We start from the raw sequence: 25,349 nt of genomic DNA on the forward strand, positions 1-25,349 counted from the left end.
CTGCGCAACGGCTTCCCTATCAACTGACCACGACCTGTACCGTATTTTCTTCCACCAACAGTGTGGTGCTTCCGTAGGTATAGACGTCGTAGGTGATGCCGTCGATCTGCTGCGCCCCGGTTTTCAGCGCGCTGGCCGTGAGGTTGAGCACATCATTGCTTTCGCCGGTGATCTGCAGGGTGTTTCTCGAGTCGGTCATGGCGTCGACGGCGGCAGCGGTGAGGGTCAGCGTGCTGCCTGAATCACCAGTACCGAGATCGATGCGCTCGATATTGCTGAACGTGCCGATTCCCGCGGCCCCATAGTTGATGTCGATCCCGCCATCGAAGACCACCGTGTCGAACCCGGTTCCGCCATCGACGTTGCCGAAGTTGGTGGCCTTGATCTGGATGGTGTCGTTGCCTGCGCCTGCATCCACGCGGTCGCCGGAGCCGACATTGAGGATCAGATCATTGCCGGCGCCAGCGAAGATGCGCTCGCCTGCGATGGTCGCGTTGCCGGAAAGTATGTCGTCCGCTGCCGTGCCATCGACCCGCACGTTGCCGATGGTCAGGCCGAGCAGGCCCAACGGGTCGAGGTCGACGGTATACACGCCGCTGGTCTTGCCGGCGGAGGTTGCGGTGATGCGCAGTGCAAGATCGCCGCCAAGGTTGAGGATGTTGGTGAGCGACAAGCCTAGCTGGCTGAGCACGGTGGGGCTGAGCAGGTTGACCGAGAAATTGCCATTGGCATCGGCTGCCAGCGGGGCGATGCCGATATAGCCAAGCGGCGTGAGCACTTCGACGGCCAGTGCGGCACCGGCCACGGTCTTGCCGCTGATGCCCAGCCGGGCGGCTGGAAGATTGAGCAGATTGAGATTGGCGTCCACGGCCAGGTTGCCTAGGGTGATGGGTTGCTGCTGCAAGCTGGTACCCAGGCCCAGTGTCGCGACGTTGCTCTGGTTGCCCGCCTGATCCTTGGCGGATACCGAAACCTGAGCGCTGAGCAGCTGATCGTAGCTCAGGCCGATATTCAGCCCGGTAAGCAGATTCAACGAGGCCAGGCCCGCGTTGTTTGCGGTAACCGTGGCGGTGGCTACCGTGCCGCCCAGGTCGATGCGTATCGTCAGTTCACTGTTCGGCTCACCGGAAATGGTCAGCAGGTTACCGACCAGACCGAGCACCGGAGAGGACGGCGGGATGGTATCGACGGTGAAGTTCGCCGCCTGGGAGTTGGCGCCATTGTTGATATGCGCCGTCACCGAAGCCGCCCCTTGGGGGAAGCTGCCAGAGGGTGGCACTACCGACACGACGGCGCTGCCTGCCAGAGCCTCGGCGGCGGTCACAGTATGGGCTTGGTTGAACTGGTAACCACCGGTGCCGGTGTAGGTAACAGTAACCACGTCACCGGCGCGTACGCCGGTGGCCAGGCCAACGCGTACCTGAATACCATCCGCGGCCTCGGCAGCATTGATGTAGGTATCGGCCGCCTCGGGAACGCTGATGGTCGGCGCCGACAGGTTGGGCGCGTTGGTGCTCGCGGATACGCTGACGTTGCCTGCGGCATCGATGGACGTCACGCCGATTGGCTGGCCGGCCACCAGTGCCGGGATCAGTACCGCGGCGAACGTACCCGCTGCGGTCGCCGTCACCGTGATCGGATTGGCGACGTTGCCGTTAACCACGATACGCACCTGGCTGTTGGGTTCGGCGTTACCGGTGAGCAGCGTACCGTCCGCCGTAACGAACAGATTGCTCGGCGCGCTCGGTGCCTGGCTGTCGATGTTGGTGGTCGCCGATGTGCTGGTATTACCGGCAGCATCCTTGGCGACCACAGTGACCGCGGTGTTATGGGCCAGCGGCGTACCTGGGGTGAAGCTCCAGGCGCCGCTGGCATTGGCCGTGGTTTGGCCAATCGCTGCGCCGCCAGGGCCCGTGATGATGACCGTGCTGCCGGCCTCGGCGGTGCCGGTCAGCACAGTGCCGTTGCTGATTGAAATGCTCGGCGTGTTGGGTGCCACCTTGTCGATGGTGGTACTGACCGGGAGGCTGGTGTTGCCCGCGGCATCCTGAGCCACGGCATTGACCACGGTGCCATTGGCCAAGTTGGGCGGTGAAGAAAGCGTCCAGACGCCATTGGTGCCAGTGACCACTGTGCCGATCAGGGTGCCGTTGACACCCGTCAGGGTCACCGTGCTACCCGCTTCGGCTGTGCCCGTGAGTAGCGTGCCATTGCTCGGCTGAATGGTCGGGGCAACGGGTGCCACGGCGTCGATGGTGGTACTGACCGAGCCGCTGTTATTGCCAGCGGCATCTCTGGCAATCGCCGTTACCACCACGCCATTGGCCAGGGCGGGGCTTGGCGAGAATGCCCAGGCGCCGTTGCTATCGGCGGTGGCGATGCCGATCTGCACGCCGCCCGTGCCGGTGAGGATTACCGTACTGCCCGCTTCGGCGCTACCGCTCAGTTGGGTGCCGTTACTTGCCACGATGGTCGGCGCATTGGGGGCGATATTGTCGATGGTAGTGGTTGCCGATGGGCTGATGTTGCTGGCCGCATCTCGGGCGACCACGGTTACCACCGTGCCATTGGCGAGCGGGGTACCCAGATTGAGGCTCCAGCTGCCGCTGGCATTGGCGGTAGTGGTGCCGATCTGCACGCCGCCCGTGCCGGTGAGAATCACCGTGCTACCCGCTTCGGCCGTGCCGGTCAGCAGGGTGCCGTTGCTGGCTTGGATGGTTGGCACCGCGGGTGGCATGCTGTCGATCACGATGACGGCCGGCGCACTGACATTGTTGGTGGCGTCAGTGGCCGTGACGCTGACCGAAGTGCCATTTGCGAGTGCCGGTAAAAACGTCGATGACCATGCACCGGAGATCGGGTCGGCCGTCACCTGAACGTCTGGCTGACCAGCAATGCGGATGGTGACTGTACTGCCCGGTTCAGCGATACCGCTGATCAGGCTGCCGTTGCTGGGGGCAACGACTGGCAGGTCAGGGCCGGAGTCGTCCACCGTCACGCTGGCCGGGCCGCTTGTGTTACCGGCGGCATCCACGGCGATGGCGGTGACCAGTGTGTTGTCTGGCAGTGCCGGGGTCGAAGTGAAGTGCCAGTTGCCGTTGGCGTCGGCGGTGACCTGGGCGATTTGTAGACCCCCGACGCTCAGCCGCACGGTGCTGCCTGCCTCTGCGGTACCGCTCAAATCGGCCCCATTGCTGGCGGCGATGAAGGGCGGAGGCGGTGGGATGGAGTCGACCCTGGTACTGGCCGAGGCACTGAGGTTGCCTGCCGCATCGCGGGACTCCACGCTGACCAGTGCGCCATTGGGCTGTGTCGTAGACGGGGCGAAGCTCCAGGTACCACTGGCACCCACTATCAGCGTGGTGAGGGTGTTGCCATCGACCTTGAGGGTCAGGGTACTACCAGCCTCCGCTGTACCCTGCAGCAATGCGCCATTGGTGGCGGCGATGGTGGGTGTTGCAGGGGCGATGGCGTCGATGGTGATGCTGGCAGACGCTCCCGTATTGCCGGCCGCATCCCGTGCGCTGATGCTGATCAAGGCGCCGTGCTGCAGGGGTGGTTGTGGACTGAAGTTCCAATCCCCACCAGGCCCCGCCGTGGCCTGGCCGATGATGACCCCGCCGGGGCCGGTGAGGATCACCGTACTGCCAGCCTCGGCGCTACCGGTCAGTGATATGCCGTTGCTCGGCTGAACGGTCGGGGCAATCGGTGCCACGGTATCGATCACCAGATTCGCCGATGGGCTAGTGTTGCCTGCCGCATCGCGAACCACCACGGTGACCTGGGTATTGTTGGTCAGCGCCACGGGTGGAACGAACGACCAATTGCCGGCGCCATCGACTATGGCCTGATCAATGGCGGCACCGCCGGCCCCAGTGATGATTACCGTGGTACCTACCTCTGCAGTACCGCTCAGAACCACGCCGTTACTGGAGTTGATGCCCGGGGTGGCAGGAGCCAGCGCATCGACTATGGCCTCGGCCACAAGGCTGACATTGCCTGCTGCATCGGTCGCCGTGGCGCTGATCTGGGTGGTGTTGCCCAGGGGCGGTGTTGCGGTAAACGTCCAATTGCCATTGGCATCGACCTCGGTGGTGCCGATGCTGCTGCCGTTCACCCGGATGTTCACCGTGCTACCAGCTTCGGCGGTGCCGCTGATGATCTGGCCGTTGCTTGGGTTGATCAGCGGTGCCGATGGCGCGACGCTGTCGATCAGGATGCTGGCCGGCGCGCTCTCATTACCCAAGGCATCTCGGGCCACAATTGTGACTAGGCTGCCATTGGCCAGTGCCTGGGCCGGCGCGAAGCTCCAATTGCCATTGGCGTCGACGTTAACGGTGACGCTCGGGATAACACCTGCACCCGTTATGATCACCGTGCTGCCGATTTCGGCGGTACCGCTCAGTAAGAGGCCATTGCTCGGGTTCACGGTCGGATGATCCGGCACCTGTGAATCGATGACGGTACTCGCCGATGGGCTGGTATTACCCGCCGCATCCCGTGAAACCACGCTGACCTGAGTGCCGTTGGGCACCGCGGTAGTGGGCGTGAAACTCCAGATACCCCCCGCGTTTGCCGTGGTTTGGCCAATTGGGCTTCCGCCTGCACCGGTGATGATCACCGTGCTGCCTGCTTCCGCGGTGCCGCTGAGTTCGATGCCATTGCTTGGCGAAATCGTCGGTGCAACCGGAGCTACGGTATCGATGGTGGTGCTGACTGCGGCGCTGGTGTTGCCAAGTGCATCACGAGCGACGGCACTGATCACTGCACCATTGGGCAGTGCGGGGGAGGGTGTGAGCGTCCAGGTACCCTCAGCCGTGGCGGTCACCTGACCGATGATGCGCCCGCTGGCATCCGTGATCACCACCGTGCTGCCTGCATCGGCGCTACCGCCCAGCTGCACGCCATTGCTGGCGTTGATTGTCGGCGTTGCTGGCGCCAGTGCATCGATGGCGGTTGCTGCCTGGCCGCTGGTATTGCCAGCGGCATCGCGAGCCACTGCCGTAACCACGGTGCCGTTGGCCAACGCGGTATCCGGCGTGAACGTCCAGTTACCAGTGGCATCAGCGACAGCCTGACCGATGCTGACCCCACCCGAGCCTGTGAGAATCACCGTGGCCCCAGCTTCGGCATTGCCGCTCAGTTGCGCGCCGTTGCTGGCGTTGATGGTAGGGGTATTTGGAGCGACGCTGTCGACCACGGTGGTAGCTGGCGTGCTGCTGATACCCCCGACATTGATCGTGGCGTTTACGGTGGTGCCGTTCGCGAGTGGAGTCGTTGGTGTAAACACCCAATTGCCCTGGCCATCGACAGGCGCCTGGCCGATAGGCGTACCTGCTGCGTCAGTGAGCAGTACGGTGGTGCCCGGTAGGGCGGTGCCGCTCAATTCGTTGCCATCACTCGGCGCTATGCTCGGGCGTGGTGGCAAGGTGGCGTCTACCCGCACCGTCGAGGCGGCGCTTTGATTACCGACGGCATCGGTGGCGGTAACCGTCAGCAGCGCCCCATTGGGCAATGCGCTAGCGGGCGTGATCGACCAGTTTCCGTTAGCGTCAGCCTGAAGGGTTTGGCTGAACCCATTGGGCCCGGAGACGGTGACGAAACTATTGGCCTCCGCCGTACCGTTGATCTGTACCCCATTACTGGGGTTCACCACAGGCGCATTGGGTGCCTGGGCGTCGATGGTGATGCTGGCCCCCGGGCTGGTATTGCCGACGCTATCGCGCGCCACCACTGAAACCTGGGTTTGATGGGCCAACTGCCCGTTGATGGGGTAACTCCAGGTGCCGCTGTTATCGACCTGCACGGTCACTGGGGCGGCATTGCCGATGCTCAGCAGCACTGTGCTGCCTGGATCCGCTGTGCCGGTCAGAAAGCCTGAGCCACTGCTGGCAGTGATGGTGGGTACGGCAGGTGCCGTGGCGTCAATGATCGTCGTTGCGGGCTGACTGGTGTTACCGGCGTTATCGCGCGCGACCACGGTGACCTGCGTGCCATCGAGCAGCGGATTTTGCGCTGTGAATGTCCAGTTGCCGTTGGCGTCTGCCGTGGTCTGGCCGATCGCAACGCCGCCAGGGCCGGTGAGAATGACTGTGCTGCCGGCCTCGGCAGTACCGTTCAGGAGGCTGCCGTTGCTGGGTTGAATGACCGGGGGGTTGGGCGCCTGGGCATCAATGGTGATGCTGACTGGCGTGCTCTGGTTGCCGGTAGCATCCCGTGCGGTGATGCTGACAGGGGTGCCGTGGGTGAGTGCATTCGGTGGGGTGAAACTCCAGGTGCCGTCTGCGGCGACTACGGCCTGACCGATGACGGTGCCGCCGGCGCTAATGATCAGAGTGCTGCCGACCTCACCGACGCCGCTGAGTTGTGTGCCATTGCTGGGCACGATGGTCGGTGAACTTGGCGGCAGATTATCGATGGTGACGCTACTGGTTGGGCTGGTGTTGCCCGCCGCATCGCGTGCCACCACGCTGACCTGGGTGCCGTTGGCCAGTGCGTTGGTGGGGGTGAACGTCCAGATACCGCTTGCTCCGGCAGTTACCTGGCCGATGATGACCCCGCCGGGGCCGGTCAGAATTACCGTACTGCCTGCCTCTGCGCTGCCGCTGAGCTGACTGCCGTTGCTGGGCGTGATGGTAGGCGCAGCAGGTGCCAGGCCATCCACGGTAATGCTTGCAGGCGGGCTGGCATTGCCTGTCACATCCGTCGCCACCGCGATCACTTGAGTGCCATTGGGAAGTTGCGCAGTAAGCGTGGTGCTCCAGGCGCCATTTGCTGCCGCTGTGGTTTCAGCAATCACATTGCCGTCGGCGTCGCGCAGGATGATCTTGCTGCCGGGCTCTGCGGAGCCACGCAAGACGATGCCGTTGCTCGGCTCGATGATCGGTGCCGAGGGAGGAGCGGCGTCTATGACAATGCCGGCAGGGGCACTGCTATTACCCGCAGCATCGCGAGCCACCACGTTAATGGTGGCGTTGTCGGCCAATGCCGGGGAGGGCGCCAGCGTCCAGTTGCCGCCGCTATCTGCCATTACCTGACCGATGACGCGGCCACTGGCATCGCTGATGATCACCGTGCTACCCGCTTCGGCGGTACCAGTCAGCAGGGTGCCATTGCTGGGCTGAACCGTGGGTATTTGTGGAGCGGTGTTGTCGATGGTGGTGCTGACGGCTGGGCTCTGGTTGCCCGCGGCATCTCGGGCGGTTGCGCTGACCAGCGTGCCATTCGCTACGGGTGGGGCCGGTTGGAACGTCCACACGCCTTGGGCATTGGCGGTGGCCTGGCCGATGCTCACGCCTCCTGGGCCGGTCAAAGTCACCGTGCTGCCGGCTTCGGCGCTACCGCTCAGTAGGCTGCCATTGCTGGGCAGCAGGGTCGGTGCGAGTGGCGCAACGCTGTCGGTTACGGTGATGGCGGGGGCGCTGCTCAGACCATTGGCGACGACAGTGGCGCTGACGCTGGTGTTGTTGGCCAGCTGTGGCGATACGCTGATCGTCCAGTTGCCATTGCTGTCGGCGGTGGTTTGGCCAATCGATCCACCAGGGCCGGTGAGTACGACGCTCGCGCCGGCGGTGGCTGTGCCGCTGAACTGGCTGCCATTGCTTGGGTCAATGGTCGGCCTTGGCGGCAGCGTGGTATCGATCGTTTGGCTGGCCGCTGGGCTTGGGTTGCCCGCCGCGTCGGTGGCGATGACCGAAACCGTGCTGCCATTGCTCAGAGGTGTGGCGGGGCTGAGAGCCCAGGTGCCGTCTGTTGCGGTCGTGGTGGTTTGTTGCGAACCATCGGGAAGGCTGACGGTGATAGTGCTGCCGGGCTCTGCGGTACCGCTCAACAAGCTGCCGTTGCTGGGCGCTACGGTCGGCGTGCCCGGTGCCACGCGGTCGACGGCACCGGTTACCGGCGTGCTGGCGTTACCGCTGGGATCCTCGGCTATCACCCTGATGACGGTACCGTTGGCCAGTTGCGTTGCGGGGCTGTAGCTCCAATTGCCATCTCCGTCGACGGGTACTGGTACGGCTACCGCGCCATCCAGGCTGATGAGTACCGTGCTGCCGGGTTCTGCAGTCCCGCTCAGCAGCGTACCGCGAGTCGGATCCAGGGTGGGTGCTGCAGGTGGTTCGGCATCGACAGTGATGGTGCCCGGTGCACTAAGGTTTCCAGCAGCATCGCGGGCAGTGACACTCAGCGGTGTGTCATGGCTGATCGGCAGGGTTGGTGTGAAGCTCCAAGTACCGTTGGTGGCAATCACCTCGCCGATGATGACCCCGCCTGGGCCAGTAATTACCACGGTGCTACCAGGTTCAGCTGTACCGCTGATCGTTACACCGTTGCTGGGGCTTATCACTGGTGCGGGCGGCGGATCTCGATCGATGACCACGGTGACGGGCGGGCTGGTATTGCCCACGGCATCGCGCACGCTGATATCGATACTGTCGAGATGATCCAGTGGTGTGGTGGGTATGAAACTCCAATTTCCATCTGCGTCCGCGGTGGTCTGCCCGATCAGTTGACCGTTGCTGTAGATCAGAATGATCTTGCCACCCGCTTCGGCGGTACCGGCCAGTTCGCTGCCGTTGCTGGGTTGCACAACGGGCTGCTGAGGAGGGGCGGCGTCGATGGTGAGGGTGGCGCTGGCGCTGGTGCCCTGAGGTGTTTCTACGACGGCCTTGATGACATCGCCGTCGCCCGGTCGTAGTGGTGCCGTTGGTGTTATCGACCAGGCACCGTTGCCGTCCGCGGTGTCTCGGCCAATTTCGATGCCATTCGAGTTGGTAACGACCACCGTGCTGCCCGGGGTTGCCGTTCCGGAAATGACCGTCCCGTTACTTGCCGCGATGGTTGGCGCGTTGGGCAGCGCATTATTCACCACGACGCTGTCTGGCAGCCCGGTATTGCCCGCGGCATCCCGGGCTACCACGCTGACTTGACTGCCGTTGGCGACGGCCGGGCTGGCGGTGAAATGCCAGTTACCATTGGCGTCGACCAAGGCCTGCCCGATGGGGCCGTTGGTTCCGCTCAGTATCACGGTACTACCGATCTCGGCAGTGCCACTGAAAACGATACCGTTGCTGTTATCGATAGTCGGCGCGCCCGGCGCTTGTGCGTCGACTGTCAGGGTGGTTGCATCGCTGACGTTGCCGGCCCGATCGGTGGCGACGATTTCTACCTGGGCGCCATCGGCCAATGCTGGCGTGGGGCTGTAGTTCCACATCCCATTGGCGTTGGTGTTGACGTTAACTGAGGTGCCGTTATCGAAGGTCAGCGTGAGTGTGCTGTTGGGTTCTGCCATTCCGCTGAGCAAGGTGCCATTGCTGGCCTCCACCGTGGGAGCATCTGGCGGTGTACGGTCGATGACGATACGGATTACCGGCGGGCGAAAGCCATTTGCAAGGACAGCCTGAACATCAATCACACTGCCATCGGCCCACGGAATGGGGCCGTATGACCAGTTACCGTTGACATCGGCGGTGGTTCGGCCCAGCTCCTCTCCGTTCGGGCGCATCATGATAATGGTTGCATAGGGCGCTGATACGCCGGTCAAGTCATCGCCGTTGACCTGCTCCACTGACGAAGGCATCACAGCCGGTGCGGTAATGTCTGCCGGCGGGCTGACGTTTCCTGCCGCATCCACCACTTCCACGCGGATGTTCTCGCCGTTGGTGAGCGCTGATGGGAACGGCACGATGAAATTTCCGGCGGGATCCACCGTGACGGAGTAGAGGGTGCCATTCACATCGACCCGGACTGTCGCGCCGGGCTCTGCGCTACCGGTCAGAAAGCGGCTGTCCTGGCTGAGCAGCAGATTGGTCGCTGCTGCTGGGGGGGTGATATCGACAGGGTTCTCTCCACCGCCACTACCACCGCCGCCACTATCGTTACTGTCGTCATTGCGGCTACTGATTTCATCGGCAACGACCACGCCACCAGCAATCGCCACGCCGCCAATGATCGCAGCTGTACCCAGGCCCAGGGTGCCCCCAGTGGTGGCGGCAGCGGAGGTCAGCGAGGTGAATCCCGATAGGGTGGTTTCCGATGCATAGGATGCTGCGAGAATTCCGTCGGAGGCGGCTTGCGAGAGGTCTACCGCGATCAGTTGTTCTTCTTCACCCACCAGGAACAACTGGCTTGGCTGTTCGACTGGTGAATAGAAATTAGTGATCCGCAGTACTTCCCCATCCTGCATCTGTACGACCAGATCCATACCTTCACGGTTGTAACTGGCGACTGATTCTGGGGGGATATTCAATGCGACGTTGCTGCTCTGACTTAGCGGTAGCGTATTGCTGACAGTACGCTCGGTTGCTTGAGCGACTTGTTGGTCAATAGGGGCGACCTTAGCCTGCACTGCCATGATGGTTTTCTCCCAATCCTTAACTTTCGACTTCCATCGAATTCCTGATTTCACTACGGGAGTACCCGTACTTCAGCTGCACCAGATGAACACGACCGCCATGTAAACCTAGCGTCCGAATCGTAAGCGTGTAAGGGGAGATGATACTTTTTTGGAATAGCGCTCTAGTCTTTTCAGAACTCTGAGCTATTTAATACGAAGGAATTAATGCCGGTTTTTCATAAAGAAATTTATAAGCCATTGTTTTTATTGTTTATTTTTAAATCATTTATTTTTTTATTTTTTAGTTGATAAGCGAATATGCAGATTTATTTTGAATAAAAATTATTCCTCAGCTATGCCGCTGAAACCGCAGCGCTTATATAAGGTTCAATTCTTCTGGTCAGCTGTTCACTTGAACAGCGCAGTATTATGGTCAAAGGCTTACACGATAAATCGTCATTCGGCATTGCAACTACCTATATCAGTTGTAGTTGCATTGCCGATAACTGGCTGACCCGGATTATTCGATCCACTCTCGGCCATGACGCTCCAATAAGTGCTGCAGTTGTTCTGGGCCATTACTCCCGGCAGCATAAGGACGTGGGCGCTGATAATGCTGATCCCAGCCCTTGATGATCGGATCGATCCACTGCCATGCAGCTTCAACCTCGTCGCGGCGCATGAACAGCGTCGAGTCGCCTTCGATGACATCCAGCAATAGGCGTTCGTAAGCATCCCAGCGGCGCTGCTTGTTGAAGGCATCGGCCAGGTTCAGGTCGAGCTCAACCGGTTTCAGACGCATCCCCTTGCCTGGCTCCTTGGCCATCAGCTGCAGGCTGATGCGCTCCTCGGGTTGCAGACGGATCAGCAGCTGATTGGCTTCACCATTGCCAAACAACTGGTGGGGCACCGGCTTGAACTGGATAAGGATTTCCGAGGTCTTGCGCGCCAGCCGCTTGCCGGTGCGCAGATAGAAAGGCACGCCGGCCCAGCGCCAGTTGTTGATCTCGGCCTGCACGGCAACGAAGGTTTCGGTATCGCTGTCGTTGTCGACGTTCTTCTCGAAGTAATAGGCGGGCACTTCCTGCCCGCCTATCCTGCCGGCGGCGTACTGACCGCGCACGGTCTTGTCACGCACGTCGAGGCCAGTGATGGGCTTCAGCGCTTCGAGAATCTTCACCTTCTCGTTGCGCACCGACTCGGCATCGAAGCGCACCGGCGCTTCCATGGCCACCAGGCAAAGCAACTGCAGCAGATGGTTCTGAACCATGTCGCGCATGGCGCCGGCCTGGTCGTAATAGGCGCCGCGGTTTTCCACACCCAGGGTCTCGCAGACGCTGATCTGCACGTGGTCGATGTGCCCAGCACGCCACACCGGCTCGAACAGGGCGTTGGCGAAACGCAGCGCCATCAGGTTCTGTACGGTTTCCTTGCCCAGGTAGTGGTCGATACGGAACACCTGGGATTCATCAAAAACCGCACCGATCCCGATATTGATCTCCAGAGCCGATTGCAGTGAATGGCCGATGGGCTTTTCCAACACGATGCGCGCGCGGGAGCCTGCCAGACCGGCAACCTTGAGGTGCGAGGCGATGTCTTCGAACAGATTGGGTGCGGTGGCCAGGTAGTAGACCCTCACTCGTTCCCGGTCACTGCCCAGATACTTGGCCAGGCGGCCGAAGTCGGCGCTCTGCGAGGCGTCCATGGTGAAGTAGTCGAGGCGTTCGGCAAAGCCGCGCCAGGTTTCATCATCGAAGTCGGCGCGTGCCACCTGCACGCGGCAGTGGCGCTCGGCGAGGGCCTGATAGGCCGCACGGCTGTGGTTGCTACGGGCCAGGGCGAGGATGCGAGTATCGCGGTTCAGGCGACCGTCGCGATGCAGGTAATAAAGTGCAGGCAGCAGCTTGTGCAGGGCCAGATCGCCCGTGCCGCCAAACACCAGCATGTCACAGGAATTGCTCAGCATGGGAACTCCGGTTCGGTTTGTCCGTGCGAGGGCGTGAGGCTTGTAGTATAACTACAAGAACACTACAGCCCGGCGCACTTGGATCATAACCGAGTCGCGGTAGCTCCAAAGCCCAGCCGGCGTATCCACCACTAATCATCGAGTCCCTGCCAGTGAATTTGTTGCAGCACATCGCCCAGTCACGCCACCTTCTGCGTAAGTCGGAACTGAAGGTAGCCGATCATGTACTACTCGATCCTACGGCGGTAATGCACAGTTCCATGGCCGAGTTGGCGCATTCGGTGGGTATCAGCGAACCGACCATCGTGCGTTTCTGTCGTGCCATCGGTTGCAGCGGTTTTCAGGATCTCAAACTCAAGTTGGCACAGAGCCTGGCCGCTGGCGCAAGCTTTGGTCAGTTCGCCATTCATGAAGACGATTCGGTCGCCGACTTCAGCATGAAGATCTTCGATACCACGCTGCACACCCTGATCGAGGTGCGCGAGAATCTCGATGCGGTGGCACTGGAGAAGGCCATCGGCCTGTGCTCCCAGGCGCAGCGCATCGAGTTCTACGGTTTTGGCGCGTCCGGTGCCGTGGCTGCCGATGCCCAGCACAAGTTCTTCCGCCTGCTGCTCAATGCGGCGGCGTACTCCGACCCACACATGCAGGCGATGTCGGCGATTACCCTCAAACCGTCGGACGTTGCGGTATGCATCTCCCAGTCCGGGCGCTCCAAGGATCTGCTGACCACTGCCAACGTGGTACGTGAGGCCGGTGCTTCGCTGATCGCCCTGTGCCCAGGGCAGACGCCGCTGGCGGATCTGGCCACGGTCAACCTGGCTATCGACGTGCAGGAAGACACCGAGATCTATACGCCGCTGGCCTCGCGCATCGCCCACCTGGTGGTGATCGACGTGCTCGCCATGGGCGTGGCCATGGCCCGTGGCCCGAGCCTGGTCAACCACCTCAAGAGCGTCAAGCGCAGCCTGCGCAGTCTGCGGCTATCGGCGAAGTCGGTACGTAATACGGAAGAGTAGGGTTTTAATTTCAAGGATGAAGTCGGTAGTAAAGCAGGGAGTAAGCGTTGGCCTGATCAGCATGCTGGTGGGTTGCAGCAGCGTAGTGACTCGCCTCGGGCCGGATGGAAGAGCCGAGCTATACCCGGCGACCAGACTGACCATGGACGCGACAGGCGATGCCTATTGCTGGATGTTTTTTGCATGCCCGATTCTCCTGGTATCACTTCCGGTGGATATCGCTCTGGATACCGTGCTGTTGCCCATAGACGGCATACGCGTGCTCAACCGGAACAAGCCGAAAAAAGGCACCGCGCAGACGGAGACCGAGACGGCTAGCAGCTAGCTTTCTCATCTTCTGCCACACCCGCTGTCACCGGGTTTTCATCTCTGTGCCGTCAAAACGTCATGGCCTTCGCTGAAGCTGGTTTCCCGTTATTCAACCTGGAGACCTGCCATGGCTCGCCATGTGGATGAAGCGCAACAGCATGAACAGAGTGTGGTGAAAGCCCGGCGCAAACTGCTCGATGAGCAGCGCATGCGCTACCGCCGCGCTATCGAGGCGTATGGCGAGAACCGTCGGCTGCAGTCCGAGATCGCCAGTTTCCACGACCCGTTCTCCGGTGAATCCTATCGTCTGCACTGAGTAATCTGAACGGAACACCGGTGCACGCGCATCCCAGGCGACGAGGCTCCTATAATGGCGCTTTTGCCCACCGCCAGGGATGTGCCATGCGTCGTCGTCTGCTCGTTCTGCTGATCCTGCTCTTTCCGCTGTTCGCCGTCGCGCAAAGCGCGCAGCCGAAGGTCGGCCTGGTGCTATCCGGTGGCGCCGCGCGCGGGCTCGCCCACATCGGTGTGCTCAAGGCGCTGGAAGAGCAGGGCGTGCAGATCGATGCCATCGCTGGCACCAGCATGGGCGCGGTGATCGGTGGGTTGTACGCATCGGGCTACAGCATCGCCGAGCTGGAAGACGTGGCACTGAACATGGACTGGCGGCAGGTGCTATCCGACGATCCGCCGCGCACCGATATGCCGTTCCGCCGCAAGCAGGACGACCGCGACTTCCTTATCAAACAACGTTTGAGCTTCCGTGACGACGGCAGCCTCGGCCTGCCGCTCGGCGTCATCCAGGGCCAGAATCTGGCGTTGCTGCTCGAGCGGCTGCTGGTGCGCAGCAGCGATGTGCGCGACTTCGACCGCCTGCCCATTCCCTTTCGCGCCGTAGCCACCGACATCGCCAATGACCAGAAAGTGGTGTTTCGCAGCGGCCATCTGCCTCAGGTCATCCGCGCCAGTATGTCGATCCCGGCGGTTTTCGCGCCGGTCGAGCTGGACGGCCGCTTGCTGGTCGATGGCGGCATGGTCGATAACATTCCGGTCGACGTGGCCCGCGACATGGGCGTGGATCGGGTCATCGTCGTCGATATCGGCACCCCGCTGAAACCGCGCAAGGAGCTGCTCACCGTGGTCGACGTGCTCAACCAGTCGATCACCATGATGACGCGGCGCAATTCCGAAGAGCAGCTGGCGACGCTGCAGGCCACCGACGTTTTGGTGCAGCCGAACATGTCACCCTTTGGCGTGACCGATTTTGGCCGCGGCGAGGAGATGATCGAAGCCGGCTACCAGGCTGCAAAGGCGTTGCAGCCGCGCCTGACACCGCTGGTGCGACGCAGTGGCGGCAACCCGGCCCTCACGCTGGCGCGCAGTGCCGAGCGGCGCACCCCGGTGATCAACGCGATCCAGGTGGATAACGATTCCAAGGTCGGCGACGAGGTGATCCGCAACTACATCCGCCAGCCCCTCGGCGAGCCTTTGGACATGGCCGGGCTGCAGCGTGACATGGGCACGTTGTACGGTCTCGATTACTTCGAGCGGGTGCAGTACCGAGTGGTCAGCCACGAGGGAGAAAACACCCTGGTGATCGATGCGCGGGAGAAACGCACCGGCACCGATTACCTGCGTCTGGGCCTGAATCTGTCCGACGACTTCAATGGCGACAGCGTCTTCAATCTCGGCGCCAGCTTCCGCAAGAACGGCATAAATCGGCTGGGTGCCGAGTGGCTGACGCGTGTGCAACTGGGCGATCGACAGGAGCTCTACAGCGAGTTCTACCAACCGCTGGATGTGGGCTCGCGCTGGTTCGTGGCACCCAACCTGTATGCCGAAGCGTGGAACGTCGATGCCGTGCTCGACAACGACCCGATCGCCGAATACCGGGTGCAGCGCTATGGCTACGGGCTCAATGTCGGCCGGCAGATCGCCAACAACGGCGAGATCCGTTTCGGTATTGGCCAGGCCTGGGGCGAGGCGGAGGTACGCATCGGCGAGCGCGACCAGCCGGAGTTCAGCTTCACCGAGGGTTACTACGAAATGCAGTATTCCTTCGACACCCTCGATAACGTCGACTTTCCCCACGAGGGCGAGGAGATCGGCCTGCAGCTGCGCCAGTACGATGCCAGCCTCGGTGCCGATGACCGCTACCGGCAATGGGAACTGAAGCTCGACAAGGCCTTCAGTCACGGGCCCCACAGCCTGTTGCTCGGCGGTCGCTATGGACGCACGCTCGACGATGCCGAGGTGGTCACGTCGAGCTTCCAGCTGGGCGGTGCCCAGCAGTTGTCCGGGTTTCGTCAGGACGCCCTGGCGGGGCAGAACATCAGCCTCGCACGGGCGGTGTACTACCGGCGCATGACGCCGCGCTCATTCTTGCCGCTGGATTTCCCCATCTACCTCGGCGCCTCCCTGGAGCGCGGCCGGGTGTGGAACAACGACAACGCCTTCGACAGCGGCTACATCAACGCGGCCAGCGTTTTCCTCGGCTACGAAACGCCGTTGGGGCCGCTGAACTTCAGTTACGGCCTCAACGACGAAAACGAAAAGGCGTTGTACCTGAATCTGGGAAGCAGCTTCTAAATGGGAAAGCCGGATAGGGATCGGCTCCCGCCTCATGCGGTTTTGTAACGCATGGTTATGTAAATTCGGCAAATGAGAGGCGAATTCATCAAGGAAATCCGTTAAAACAGCCTGAGCCCTAGCGTGCCGGCAGACGATCGAAGTAGATCGCCATTTCCGCTGCCGCTCCAACTTTCCCGCTGAAGAAACGGCATGCCCCTCTCTCGTCCCTTGCTGGTGGTCATCTCCTTGGTGTTGCTCGGCGCATTGCTGTACTGGCTGCGTGCGCCGCAACCTGCCGTCGACAACGCGCCCACTGCCGTACCGGTGGTGCTCCATGAAGTGGTGCCTGGCGATATCCCGGTGCTGCTGCGAACGCTGGGGCGTGTGCGGGCGCTGAACAGCGTGGAAATTCGCGCGCAGATCGATGCCACCCTGGTCGAACTGCCCGTTGTCGAAGGGCAGCAGGTACGCAAGGGCGAGCTGCTGGCGCGTCTCGATGACCGCAGCTTGCGTGCAGCCTTGCAACAAGCGGAAGCCGAGCGTGGCGTGACTCGTGCGGAGCTGGATATTGCCCGGCTCGATCTGCAGCGCTACCAGAATCTGGTTCGCGAGCGTGCATCGCCCGCCCAGACCCTGGATCAACAGAAAGCCCTGGTAGCACGCCTGCAGGCCACCCTGGCGACCCGCGAAGCGGCGGTGACTGCCGCTCAGGTGCAGCTCTCCTATACGCGCATCGAGTCGCCCATCGATGGCCGCCTGGGTATCCGCAATGTGGATGTCGGCAGCCTGCTCAGGGCCAATGACACCGCCAGCCTGTTCTCGGTGGTGCAGACCAACCCCATCGATATCGAGGCGACCCTGCCCCAGCGGCGCCTGCCCGAGCTGCAGCGCTTGCTCGCCGCCGCCGAGAAAACCCCGGTGCAGGCGTTCCGTGAGGATGGCGGCACGCTGCTCGGCACCGGGCAACTGGCGCTGATCGACAACCGCGTTGCGCTGGATACCGGCACTCTGCGCTTCAAGGCACGCTTCGATAACGCCAGTGAGCAGCTGTGGCCGGATCAGTCGGTGGTGGTCACCCTGCAGACCGATCTGCTTGCCCAGGCCCTGTCGGTACCGCTGGAAGCGATTCGCCAGCGCACCGAGGGCACGTTCGTGTGGCGTTTGGAGGGCGACACGGTGCAGCCGGCAGCGGTGAAGGTGCTGCACGAAGACGAGCAGCGCGCGGTGGTCGAAGGGCTGGCCGCCGGTGATCGGATCGTCACCGATGGCCAGTCGCGGCTGCGCCCGGGCGTCACCGTCAGGAGTATCGAGCCGGTGTCTGTCGCGGTTGGAGAGGTACCTTGATGCAGCCGCGCGGATTCTACGCGCTGTGCATCGCTCACCCGATCGGCATGATTCTGCTGTCCCTGGCGCTGATTCTCGGCGGCATCATCGCCTTCGTGCGCCTGCCTCTGGCGCCGCTGCCGGAGGTGGATGCGCCGACCATCGAGATCTCCGCGCAGATGCCCGGCGCCAGCGCCGAAACCATGGCTTCCTCGGTGGCCACGCCGCTGGAAGTGCAGCTCAGCGCCATCCCTGGCGTCGACGACATGACCTCGACCAGCTCCCTGGGCCGTGTCGAGCTGATCCTGCAGTTCAATCTTGACAAAGACATCGACGCCGCTGCCCAGGAAGTCCAGGCCGCGATCAACGCCGCTTCGTCACGCCTGCCCAGCCAGCTGCCGGAGTTGCCGGTGTGGCGCAAGATCAACCCGGCGGATACGCCGATCCTGATCCTTTCGGTCAGCTCCGATACGCTCTCGCCCTACGAAGTCAGTGATCTGGCCGAGTCGTCCATCGCCCGCCAACTGAGCCAGATCGAAGGCGTCGGGATGATCCGCCTCAACGGCCTGCAGCGCCCGGCGATCCGCATCCAGGCGCGGCCCGAGCGACTGGTGGCGGCCGGCGTCACCCTGGCCGACATACGTGCTGCGGTGCAGCGTGCCAGCGGTAATCGGCCCACAGGGGCGCTGGTCGGCGAGCATCGGCTGTCGACGCTGGACAGCAATGGCCAACTGTTCGAAGCCAATGATTACGCCGAGCTGATCGTCGCCTACAGCAATGGCGCTGCGGTGCGCCTGGGTGATGTAGCGAGCGTGGTAGCCGGCGCGGAAAACGCCTATACCCAGGCCTCGCCGGACGGCAAGCCGGGAGTCGCGGTGGTCATTCGCCGTCAGCCGGGGGCCAATATCGTCGCCACCGCCGATGCGGTGACGGCTGCACTGCCGGAGCTGACTGCCGGCCTGCCGGCCGATCTCGAGGTCAAGGTGCTCAACGATCGCACCCGCACCATCCGGGCCTCGCTGCACGAGGCCGAGCTGACCCTGCTGATCGCCGTGGCGCTGGTGATCGGCATCATGGCGCTGTTCCTGCGGCAGTGGTCGGCGACCCTAGTGGTGTTCGCCGTGCTGGCCACCTCGGTGATCGGCTCCTGCGCGGCCATGCTGGCGTTCGGGCTGTCACTCAACAACCTGACGCTGGTGGCGATCATCGTCGCAGTAGGCTTCATCGTCGATGACGCCATCGTCGTCGTGGAGAATATCCACAGGCATCTGGAGCGCGGCGTCGGCCGGGTTCAGGCGGCCCTGGACGGCGTGCGCGAGATCGGCTTCACGGTGATTTCCATCAGCCTGTCACTGGTGGCGGTGTTCATTCCGCTGTTCTTCATGAGTGGCTACGTGGGTCGGCTGTTTCGCGAGTTCGCCCTGGCGGCTACCTCGGCGATCATGATTTCCGTGGTCATCTGCCTGACCCTGGCGCCCGCCCTGGCCGCACTGTGCATGCGCCCGCTGGCCAACCATGGCGGCCCGGGGCCGACCATGCGCCGCGTGCTCGGCGGTTACGAGCGCGTACTGGTCTGGGCGCTGGATCATCCACGCAGCATTCTGGCGGTGTTCTTCGCCTGCATTGCCATCAGCGTGGGTGGCTTCGCGCTGATGCCCAAAGGCTTCTTTCCGCTGCAGGACACCGGCTTCATGAATGGCACCGTGCAGGCCTCGGCGGACATTTCCTATGAGGCGATGCGCACCAAGAACCGGCAACTGGTGGAGATCTTGCGCAACGACCCCGATATCGTTGCCTTCAACACCGATATCGGTAACGACGGCAGCTACAGCGTCGGCGGCCTAGCCGTGGTGCTCAGCGACCCGGATGATCGCGACGTCAGTGTCGAGCAGATCATTGATCGGCTGCGTCCGCAGTTCGCCGCCATCCCCGATCTGCGCGTGACCTTGCGCGCAGCCCAGGACATCAACCTCGGCTCGCGCGCATCGCGGGCTCAGTATCAGTACGTGTTGCGCAGCCGCTCGCTGGAAGAGCTGGCCACCTGGACGCCACGCCTCACCGAAAGGCTGCAGGATCATGCGCTGTTTCGCGACGTCAACAACGACCTGCAGTTCGACGCCTCGGTAACCCCCGTGCAGATCGACCGTGAAGCAGCCTCGCGCTACGGCTTCTCGGCCGCCGATGTCGATGAAGCGCTGTATGACGCCTTCGGCCAGCGCCGAATCAACGAGATTCAGACCGCTTCCAACCAGTACCAGGTGGTGCTGGAACTGAGCAGCAGCCAGCGCCAGCGGGTGCAGAGCCTGGAGCTGTTCCAGCTGCGTTCGCCGGCAAACGGGCAACTGGTGCCGCTGAGCACCTTCGTGCGGGTATTGCCGGCCAAGCCGGCGCCGGTGAGCATCAACCACAGCGGCATGCTGCCGTCGGCCAACCTGTCGTTCAACCTGGCGCCCGGCGTCGCCTTGGGCGACGCGGTGGCGGTGTTGCGTCAGATCGAGCAGGACATCGGCATGCCGGCCAGCATCGGCGGGCGCTTCAGCGGTGCCGCCCAGGCGTTCCAGCAGACCCTGGCCTCGCAGCCCTGGCTGATCCTCGCCGCGCTGGTCGCGGTGTACATCATCCTCGGGGTGCTCTATGAAAGCCTGGTGCACCCCTTGACCATCCTGTCGACCATTCCTTCAGCGGGCATCGGCGCCTTGTTGCTGCTCTGGTTGTGGGGCCTGGATTTTTCCATCATGGCGCTGATCGGCCTGATTCTGCTGATCGGTATCGTCAAGAAGAACGGCATCCTGCTGGTCGATTTTGCTCTTCAGGCCCAGCGCCAGGGCATGGCGCCGCGAGAGGCGATTCACCAGGCCTGCATGACGCGCTTCCGGCCCATCCTGATGACCACCCTGGCTGCGATGTTCGGGGCGGTGCCGCTGATGCTGGCATTCGGCACCGGCGCCGAGCTGCGTGAACCGCTGGGCGTTGCCGTAGTCGGTGGCCTGCTGTTCAGCCAGGTGCTGACGCTGCTGACCACGCCCGTGGTCTACCTGATGATGGATCGCCACCTGGCCAGGCGACGTGAGCCGATTGCCCAGCATCAGGAGATCGCGCCATGAGGCCGCTGCTGCTGGTCTTCGTCTGTCTGTCACTCGTGGCTTGCAGCAGCCGTGAGCCGTTGCCGCCTGCGCCCTTGCCGGCAGAGGCAGTGGCAGCTCTGCCGCAAGCCTGGTGGCAGAGCCTGCAGGATCCTGCCCTCGATCAACTCGTGGAGCTGGCGCTGCGCGACAACCTCGATCTGGCCATCGCTACCCAGCGTATCCGCGAGCAGCGTGCGCTACGTCGCCAGGCTACCGGCAACCGTTATCCGAACCTCAGCATTACCGGCAGCCACGAGAAGGGTCGTAGCGCCAGCGACGGCCACGACGAAGATTATTTTTATGGTCTCGACCTGAGCTGGGAGGCCGATCTGTTTGGTCGCCTGGGCGCTCTGGAGCGAGCTGCCGATGCCAATCTGCAAGCGGCGGACGCCGACTATCAGGCGCTGCGCGTCAGCCTGATCGCCGAGGTGGCAGGTACGTATCTGAGCTATCGCCTGGCCGAGCGTGAGGTAGAGATCGCTGGGCGTGCCGCCGACAGCCAGGCGCAGATCGCCCGGATCACCCGCATACGCTTCGATCAGGGCACCGCCAGTGGCTTCGATGTCGAGCGGCTCGATACCCAGCTTGCCGTCACGCGGGCCGCAATTCCTGAAGCGCGGCAGCGCGCGGAAGCGGCGCGTTACTCGCTGGCTTATCTGCTCAACGCCGAACAACCGCGCATTGACGCCCTGCTGGCCGAACGGGCGACCGCGCGGGCGCCCCGTGACGAGCGCCTGCTGCCATTGCTGGAGCTGCCAGCCAGCAGCCTGCGTGCCCGCGCTGACGTGCGCGCCGCCGAACTGCGCCTGCTGGCTGCCGATAGCAGCCTGGATGCCGCCAAGGCACTGCGTTATCCACAGCTGACCCTAGGCGCGCTGGTGGGTTTCGAGCAGGGAATCGGCGTGCCTGCTTGGGCCCTCAGCGGGCAGGCCCTGCAACCGCTGTTCGATTTCGGTCGCATTCGTGCCGGCATCGAAGCCGGTGACGCGCAGCGTGAGCAGGCCTGGCTCGGCTATCAGACGAGTCTTATCCAGGCGCTGCGAGAAACCCGCAGTGCGATCAGCGCCTATGTCCAGGGGCTCGACCGTCAACGCTTACTGGATACTGCCAGCCGCTCCGCCGGTAACGCTACGGCTCTGGCGCAACGGCAGTACGACGCCGGCACTGTGTCGTTGATCGAGGTGCTGGACGCCGAACGTACCCAGTTCGACACCGAACTCGAACAGCAGCGCGCCTTCACAGATGTAGCGCTGCGATGGGTGGAGATCTACCGCACGCTAGGGCTGGCACCTGCGGAGTCCGCAGGTTCGCGGAATACCTCTGCTCAGGTACCCGATTGATCAGCGGTGCGTTCACCGAATGCGGGGATCGATTTTGGTGTGCTGCGGCCACTGGTTGAAAGCTGAAAACCTTTCAGTGCCGACTCAAGAGTTGACCGCCTGGGCGATCGGAAAGCGCTGATTAAGTACCTCGATCAGGCGTTCCTGGTAGATGGGTTTGGGCAGGAAGTCGACCACCTGCAGGGGCAGCAGACCAATAACATCGTTCATATCCGCATGACCGGACATCACGATAATCGGCAAGGTCTCATGCTTGGGGTTGGCGCGCAGATTCTGGATAAGGCGCAGCCCACTTTCGTCGGGCATACGCAGATCGGTGATCACCAGTGCGATGGCAGGCCAGGTATCCAGGCATAACATCGCGCCACTGACGCTATTGGCGCAGTGGCAATGAAAACCTTCACCCTCGAGCAACTCGCCAAGTTCTTCGAGGGCTTCGGTTTCATCATCCACCAGCAAGATATGTTGGCGCATAGTAGGCCTGCTAAGCGTGATATTAATACCCGCTTCTTTATCTATTGCATAAGGATTATTGGGTAGTAGTGGTGGTAGTAGTAGTTTTCGCTTTAGTCAACTCGGTAGAGATTCCCGTGAAGACACCGTTTATATCTTTGCCAAGAGTTCCGACGGAGGCAATGATAACTACTGCGATTAAGCCGGCAATGATCGAATATTCAATAGCCGATGCACCGTCTTCTCTAGAGAAGAACTTGCGAACTTTTTCGCGAAGGATAATGAGTGTGGACATGTTCGTACTTCCTCTGTAGCCATGCAGGCAGGGACGCCTGTACATGGGGCTTGCAAGGGGAAGTGTAGAAATGGTGCGCGGCAGTTCGCAAACTCACCTTGGTATTATATAGAAAGTATTAATCACAACTATAAGCACTAATGAATTCAAGGCTTAAGGCACTAGTCATGAAGCGCTATTGTATAAGCGCCAGTGCTCTGACTACTATGTGGCGACGAACGGCATGGTCTATTGATGTTTGGGGTGGCTATAAGTTTCCGGAAAATATTATTAAAGTTAAAATTCGAGTTGCCGATATCCAACACGGTTCGATTTCCCCGCCTATCGTTATTCAGCATGAACATTGCGTTGTGCCGAGGTCTTGCAGTTCTATGGCTACAAGGAGTGTGCTGTCATGAATAGCCGATTGACGCTGGTGCTGGCCGGCGTGCTGCTGGTCGGTGCTGTGGTCACGGGGTATTGGGGGTTGAGCCTGAGCCGCGAGCCCGTGCAACCGGCATCGGCACCCGTGGCGCCTGCTGCTACCCCGGCAGGGCAGGTGAGCAGCGAACTGCAGGCTCAGGTAGACGAGCAGCAGCGCACCAGCGTGGTGGTGCTCGCTCGTGATGTACAGCCGCTGACTCCGATTACCCGCGATGATCTCGCCGTGGAGCGCCTGCGCATCGCCCCGCCGGGAAGTTTCGCCAAGCCTGAGGAGTTGCTGGGTCGTACGCTGTGGCGACACACCACGGCCGGTACGGTGGTGAATCAGGCGACGTTCGAGATGGGCGGCCCGCTGGCACGGATGATTCGCCCGGAAGAGCGGGCCATTGCCGTCGCAGTGGATGAAGTCATTGGCGGCGGCGGGCACCTGAGCCCAGGTGATTATGTGGACGTGCTGCTGTATCTGCCCCAGGACGAAAACAATCGTGATCAGACCGCCCAGGTGCTGATCCCGGCACTGCGGCTGCTGAGCGTAGGTAGCGCCCTGGGGGCTACCAATCAGGGAGAGGCGGCGCAATTGCCCGTGGACGCGGAGGAAGAGCGACGTCGTCGTCGTTCACCTACCACCGCCGTTCTGGCCGTTCCCGACGTTCTGCTGACGCGCTTCATGCTGGCCACTCAGGTCGGCAGCCTGCGTCTGGCCGTGCGTAGCGCGGATGAAAAACTGCTCGCGGGCTACTACGCGGGCGATGAGCCGAAGGCCGCTATCGCCGAGGCGCAACGGCAACTGTTCCAGTTCGAGAAGCTGGCGTTACGTGGCGCTGCGCCTCAACCGCAGCCAGGCGTGGTGGTACAGCAGGTGTCCACGCCTGCCAGCATTCCGGTGTATCGCGGCAATGATGCCACTCGGCAAACTCCCTGACCGGTAAGGACTCGACCCATGAACGATGCCAACCGTAGTCCGCGCTGCTCACGCCAGGCGTTATGCCTGGTCGTGGCGCTGCTGGGCCTGCCATCCGGGGTGTTCGCTTCCTGCGCAGGCCTCGAGCCGGTGCCGGCGGTAATGGAAGTGACACAGGGCATGCAGCGCGAGCTGCGCTTTCCGGTACCCATCACGCGCCTGGCTATTGCCGATCCAGAGGTCGCCGATGTGAGCCTCAATACCAAGGAGAGCTTTCTGTTGCTGGGCAAGCGTGGCGGCACCACCAGCCTGATGGTATGGACGCGTTGCGATCTCGAGCCCAGGCAGAGCATGGTCGTGGTGCAGGGCGCCGCTACCGCTGCGCTCGCCGAGCCGGCGGTGCTTTACGGTGAGGACATCGTGCCGAGCCAGGTGCAGACCGATATCCGCTTTGTCGAGGTCAGGCGCAGTAAGCTGCGTGAAGTAGGGCTGCGCATCTTCGGTACGGCCTCGAACAACTTCCTGATTGGCGCTCCTGGTACCGGGCCGGCGACGGTGCCCGTAGGCGGTGTCGGTGGTGTGGGGCCTGGCGCTGCTTTCCCGCTGTCGCGCGACGGTTTCAATATTGTCTGGGGCGGTGGCAGCAGCAAGTTTCTGCTGGGGCTGGATGCGCTGGAGAACAGTGGCTTCGCCTACACCCTTGCTCGTCCCAGCCTGGTTTCTCTCAGTGGTCAGAGCGCGAGCTTTCTCGCCGGTGGCGAATTTCCCATACCCGTCCCCAGCAGCGGCAGCGATGCGCTATCCATTGAGTACAAGGAGTTCGGCGTGCGTCTGACGCTCACGCCAACCGTGGTCGGGCGCAACCGTATCAGCCTCAAGGTCGCCCCCGAGGTCAGCGAATTAGACTTCACCGCCGGCATCACCATCGCCGGTACGCAGGTGCCTGCGCTGAACGTGCGGCGCACCGATACCAGCGTTTCCCTGGCCGATGGCGAGAGCTTCATCATCAGCGGTCTGATCTCGACCAACAGCTCCTCGACTGTGGATAAGTTGCCTTTTCTCGGCGACGTGCCCGTGCTCGGCGCGTTCTTTCGTTCCTCGCGAATCGAACGCGAGGAGCGTGAATTGCTGATGGTGGTCACGCCGCGGCTGGTGCAACCGATGGCGGCCAATGCCCAGCTACCGGAATTGCCCGGCGAGCAATTTCGTAACTACGACCCGGGTGTGTTCCGGCAACTATTCCTCGAGAACGGCGACTTTCACCGGGCTGACGGCCTGTCGCGTTAGGGAG

The 25,349-nt window shown here is 62.3% G+C and carries 12 protein-coding genes; 8 read left to right on the forward strand and 4 right to left on the reverse strand.

The window, feature by feature from the left end:
• Nucleotides 1-19 precede the first annotated feature (19 nt).
• Both K5Q02_RS04635 and zwf read right to left on the reverse strand, forming a co-directional pair.
• Nucleotides 20-10,351 carry an Ig-like domain-containing protein gene (locus K5Q02_RS04635; RefSeq protein ID WP_225836873.1) on the reverse strand — a complete coding sequence of 3,444 codons (10,332 nt, stop codon included), beginning with the start codon at nucleotides 10,349-10,351 and terminating at the stop codon, nucleotides 20-22.
• 502 nt (nucleotides 10,352-10,853) lie between these two features.
• On the reverse strand, nucleotides 10,854-12,299 hold the full coding sequence (gene zwf / locus K5Q02_RS04640) for a glucose-6-phosphate dehydrogenase (protein WP_225836875.1): 1,446 nt from the start codon (nucleotides 12,297-12,299) through the stop codon (nucleotides 10,854-10,856).
• Between the two features lie 152 nt (nucleotides 12,300-12,451).
• Between zwf and hexR the strand changes: the two genes are divergently transcribed.
• The 6 genes from hexR (at nucleotide 12,452) to K5Q02_RS04675 (ending at nucleotide 21,986) form a co-directional block, all read left to right on the forward strand.
• Nucleotides 12,452-13,318: a transcriptional regulator HexR gene (hexR, locus tag K5Q02_RS04645; protein ID WP_225836877.1), complete on the forward strand. Its 867-nt coding sequence runs from the start codon at nucleotides 12,452-12,454 to the stop codon at nucleotides 13,316-13,318.
• 436 nt (nucleotides 13,319-13,754) lie between these two features.
• Nucleotides 13,755-13,943 carry a PA3496 family putative envelope integrity protein gene (locus K5Q02_RS04655; protein WP_225836878.1) on the forward strand — a complete coding sequence of 63 codons (189 nt, stop codon included), beginning with the start codon at nucleotides 13,755-13,757 and terminating at the stop codon, nucleotides 13,941-13,943.
• An 86-nt stretch (nucleotides 13,944-14,029) separates the two neighbouring features.
• The gene (locus tag K5Q02_RS04660; RefSeq protein ID WP_225836879.1) at nucleotides 14,030-16,216 is read left to right on the forward strand and encodes a patatin-like phospholipase family protein; all 2,187 of its coding nucleotides are present in this window, start codon (nucleotides 14,030-14,032) and stop codon (nucleotides 16,214-16,216) included.
• A gap of 192 nt (nucleotides 16,217-16,408) precedes the next feature.
• Entirely contained in the window at nucleotides 16,409-17,542 is a 1,134-nt protein-coding gene (locus K5Q02_RS04665) for an efflux RND transporter periplasmic adaptor subunit (protein ID WP_225836880.1), read from the forward strand.
• Nucleotides 17,542-20,625 carry an efflux RND transporter permease subunit gene (locus K5Q02_RS04670; protein ID WP_225836882.1) on the forward strand — a complete coding sequence of 1,028 codons (3,084 nt, stop codon included), beginning with the start codon at nucleotides 17,542-17,544 and terminating at the stop codon, nucleotides 20,623-20,625. Before K5Q02_RS04665 ends, K5Q02_RS04670 begins: the two co-directional genes overlap by 1 nt.
• Entirely contained in the window at nucleotides 20,622-21,986 is a 1,365-nt protein-coding gene (locus K5Q02_RS04675; RefSeq protein WP_225836884.1) for a TolC family protein, read from the forward strand. Before K5Q02_RS04670 ends, K5Q02_RS04675 begins: the two co-directional genes overlap by 4 nt.
• Nucleotides 21,987-22,070: 84 nt before the next feature.
• On the opposite strand, the gene K5Q02_RS04680 is transcribed toward K5Q02_RS04675, so the two are convergent.
• Together K5Q02_RS04680 and K5Q02_RS04685 are read right to left on the reverse strand one after the other, a co-directional pair.
• A complete protein-coding gene (locus K5Q02_RS04680; protein ID WP_225836886.1) occupies nucleotides 22,071-22,460 on the reverse strand; it encodes a response regulator in 390 nt (129 codons plus the stop codon).
• 55 nt (nucleotides 22,461-22,515) lie between these two features.
• Nucleotides 22,516-22,734: a Flp family type IVb pilin gene (locus tag K5Q02_RS04685; RefSeq protein ID WP_225836888.1), complete on the reverse strand. Its 219-nt coding sequence runs from the start codon at nucleotides 22,732-22,734 to the stop codon at nucleotides 22,516-22,518.
• A gap of 394 nt (nucleotides 22,735-23,128) precedes the next feature.
• Here K5Q02_RS04685 and cpaB point away from each other — a divergent pair, with 394 nt between their 5' ends.
• The gene (gene cpaB / locus K5Q02_RS04690; RefSeq protein WP_225836889.1) at nucleotides 23,129-24,079 is read left to right on the forward strand and encodes a Flp pilus assembly protein CpaB; all 951 of its coding nucleotides are present in this window, start codon (nucleotides 23,129-23,131) and stop codon (nucleotides 24,077-24,079) included.
• 18 nt (nucleotides 24,080-24,097) lie between these two features.
• Complete coding sequence (locus K5Q02_RS04695) at nucleotides 24,098-25,345, forward strand: type II and III secretion system protein family protein (protein WP_225836891.1); 1,248 nt, start codon at nucleotides 24,098-24,100, stop codon at nucleotides 25,343-25,345.
• Nucleotides 25,346-25,349 lie beyond the last annotated feature (4 nt).

This window comes from Pseudomonas sp. MM211, from assembly GCF_020386635.1.
Classification (GTDB): Bacteria; Pseudomonadota; Gammaproteobacteria; order Pseudomonadales; family Pseudomonadaceae; genus Aquipseudomonas.

What these genes read in the sequence shown, in the direction of transcription:
- K5Q02_RS04635 (WP_225836873.1), bottom strand. Translation starts at nt 10,351, where the DNA reads ATGGCAGTGCAGGCTAAGGTCGCCCCTATTGACCAACAAGTCGCTCAA.
- zwf (WP_225836875.1), bottom strand. Translation starts at nt 12,299, where the DNA reads ATGCTGAGCAATTCCTGTGACATGCTGGTGTTTGGCGGCACGGGCGAT.
- K5Q02_RS04655 (WP_225836878.1), top strand. Translation starts at nt 13,755, where the DNA reads ATGGCTCGCCATGTGGATGAAGCGCAACAGCATGAACAGAGTGTGGTG.
- K5Q02_RS04660 (WP_225836879.1), top strand. Translation starts at nt 14,030, where the DNA reads ATGCGTCGTCGTCTGCTCGTTCTGCTGATCCTGCTCTTTCCGCTGTTC.
- K5Q02_RS04665 (WP_225836880.1), top strand. Translation starts at nt 16,409, where the DNA reads ATGCCCCTCTCTCGTCCCTTGCTGGTGGTCATCTCCTTGGTGTTGCTC.
- K5Q02_RS04670 (WP_225836882.1), top strand. Translation starts at nt 17,542, where the DNA reads ATGCAGCCGCGCGGATTCTACGCGCTGTGCATCGCTCACCCGATCGGC.
- K5Q02_RS04675 (WP_225836884.1), top strand. Translation starts at nt 20,622, where the DNA reads ATGAGGCCGCTGCTGCTGGTCTTCGTCTGTCTGTCACTCGTGGCTTGC.
- K5Q02_RS04680 (WP_225836886.1), bottom strand. Translation starts at nt 22,460, where the DNA reads ATGCGCCAACATATCTTGCTGGTGGATGATGAAACCGAAGCCCTCGAA.
- K5Q02_RS04685 (WP_225836888.1), bottom strand. Translation starts at nt 22,734, where the DNA reads ATGTCCACACTCATTATCCTTCGCGAAAAAGTTCGCAAGTTCTTCTCT.
- cpaB (WP_225836889.1), top strand. Translation starts at nt 23,129, where the DNA reads ATGAATAGCCGATTGACGCTGGTGCTGGCCGGCGTGCTGCTGGTCGGT.
- K5Q02_RS04695 (WP_225836891.1), top strand. Translation starts at nt 24,098, where the DNA reads ATGAACGATGCCAACCGTAGTCCGCGCTGCTCACGCCAGGCGTTATGC.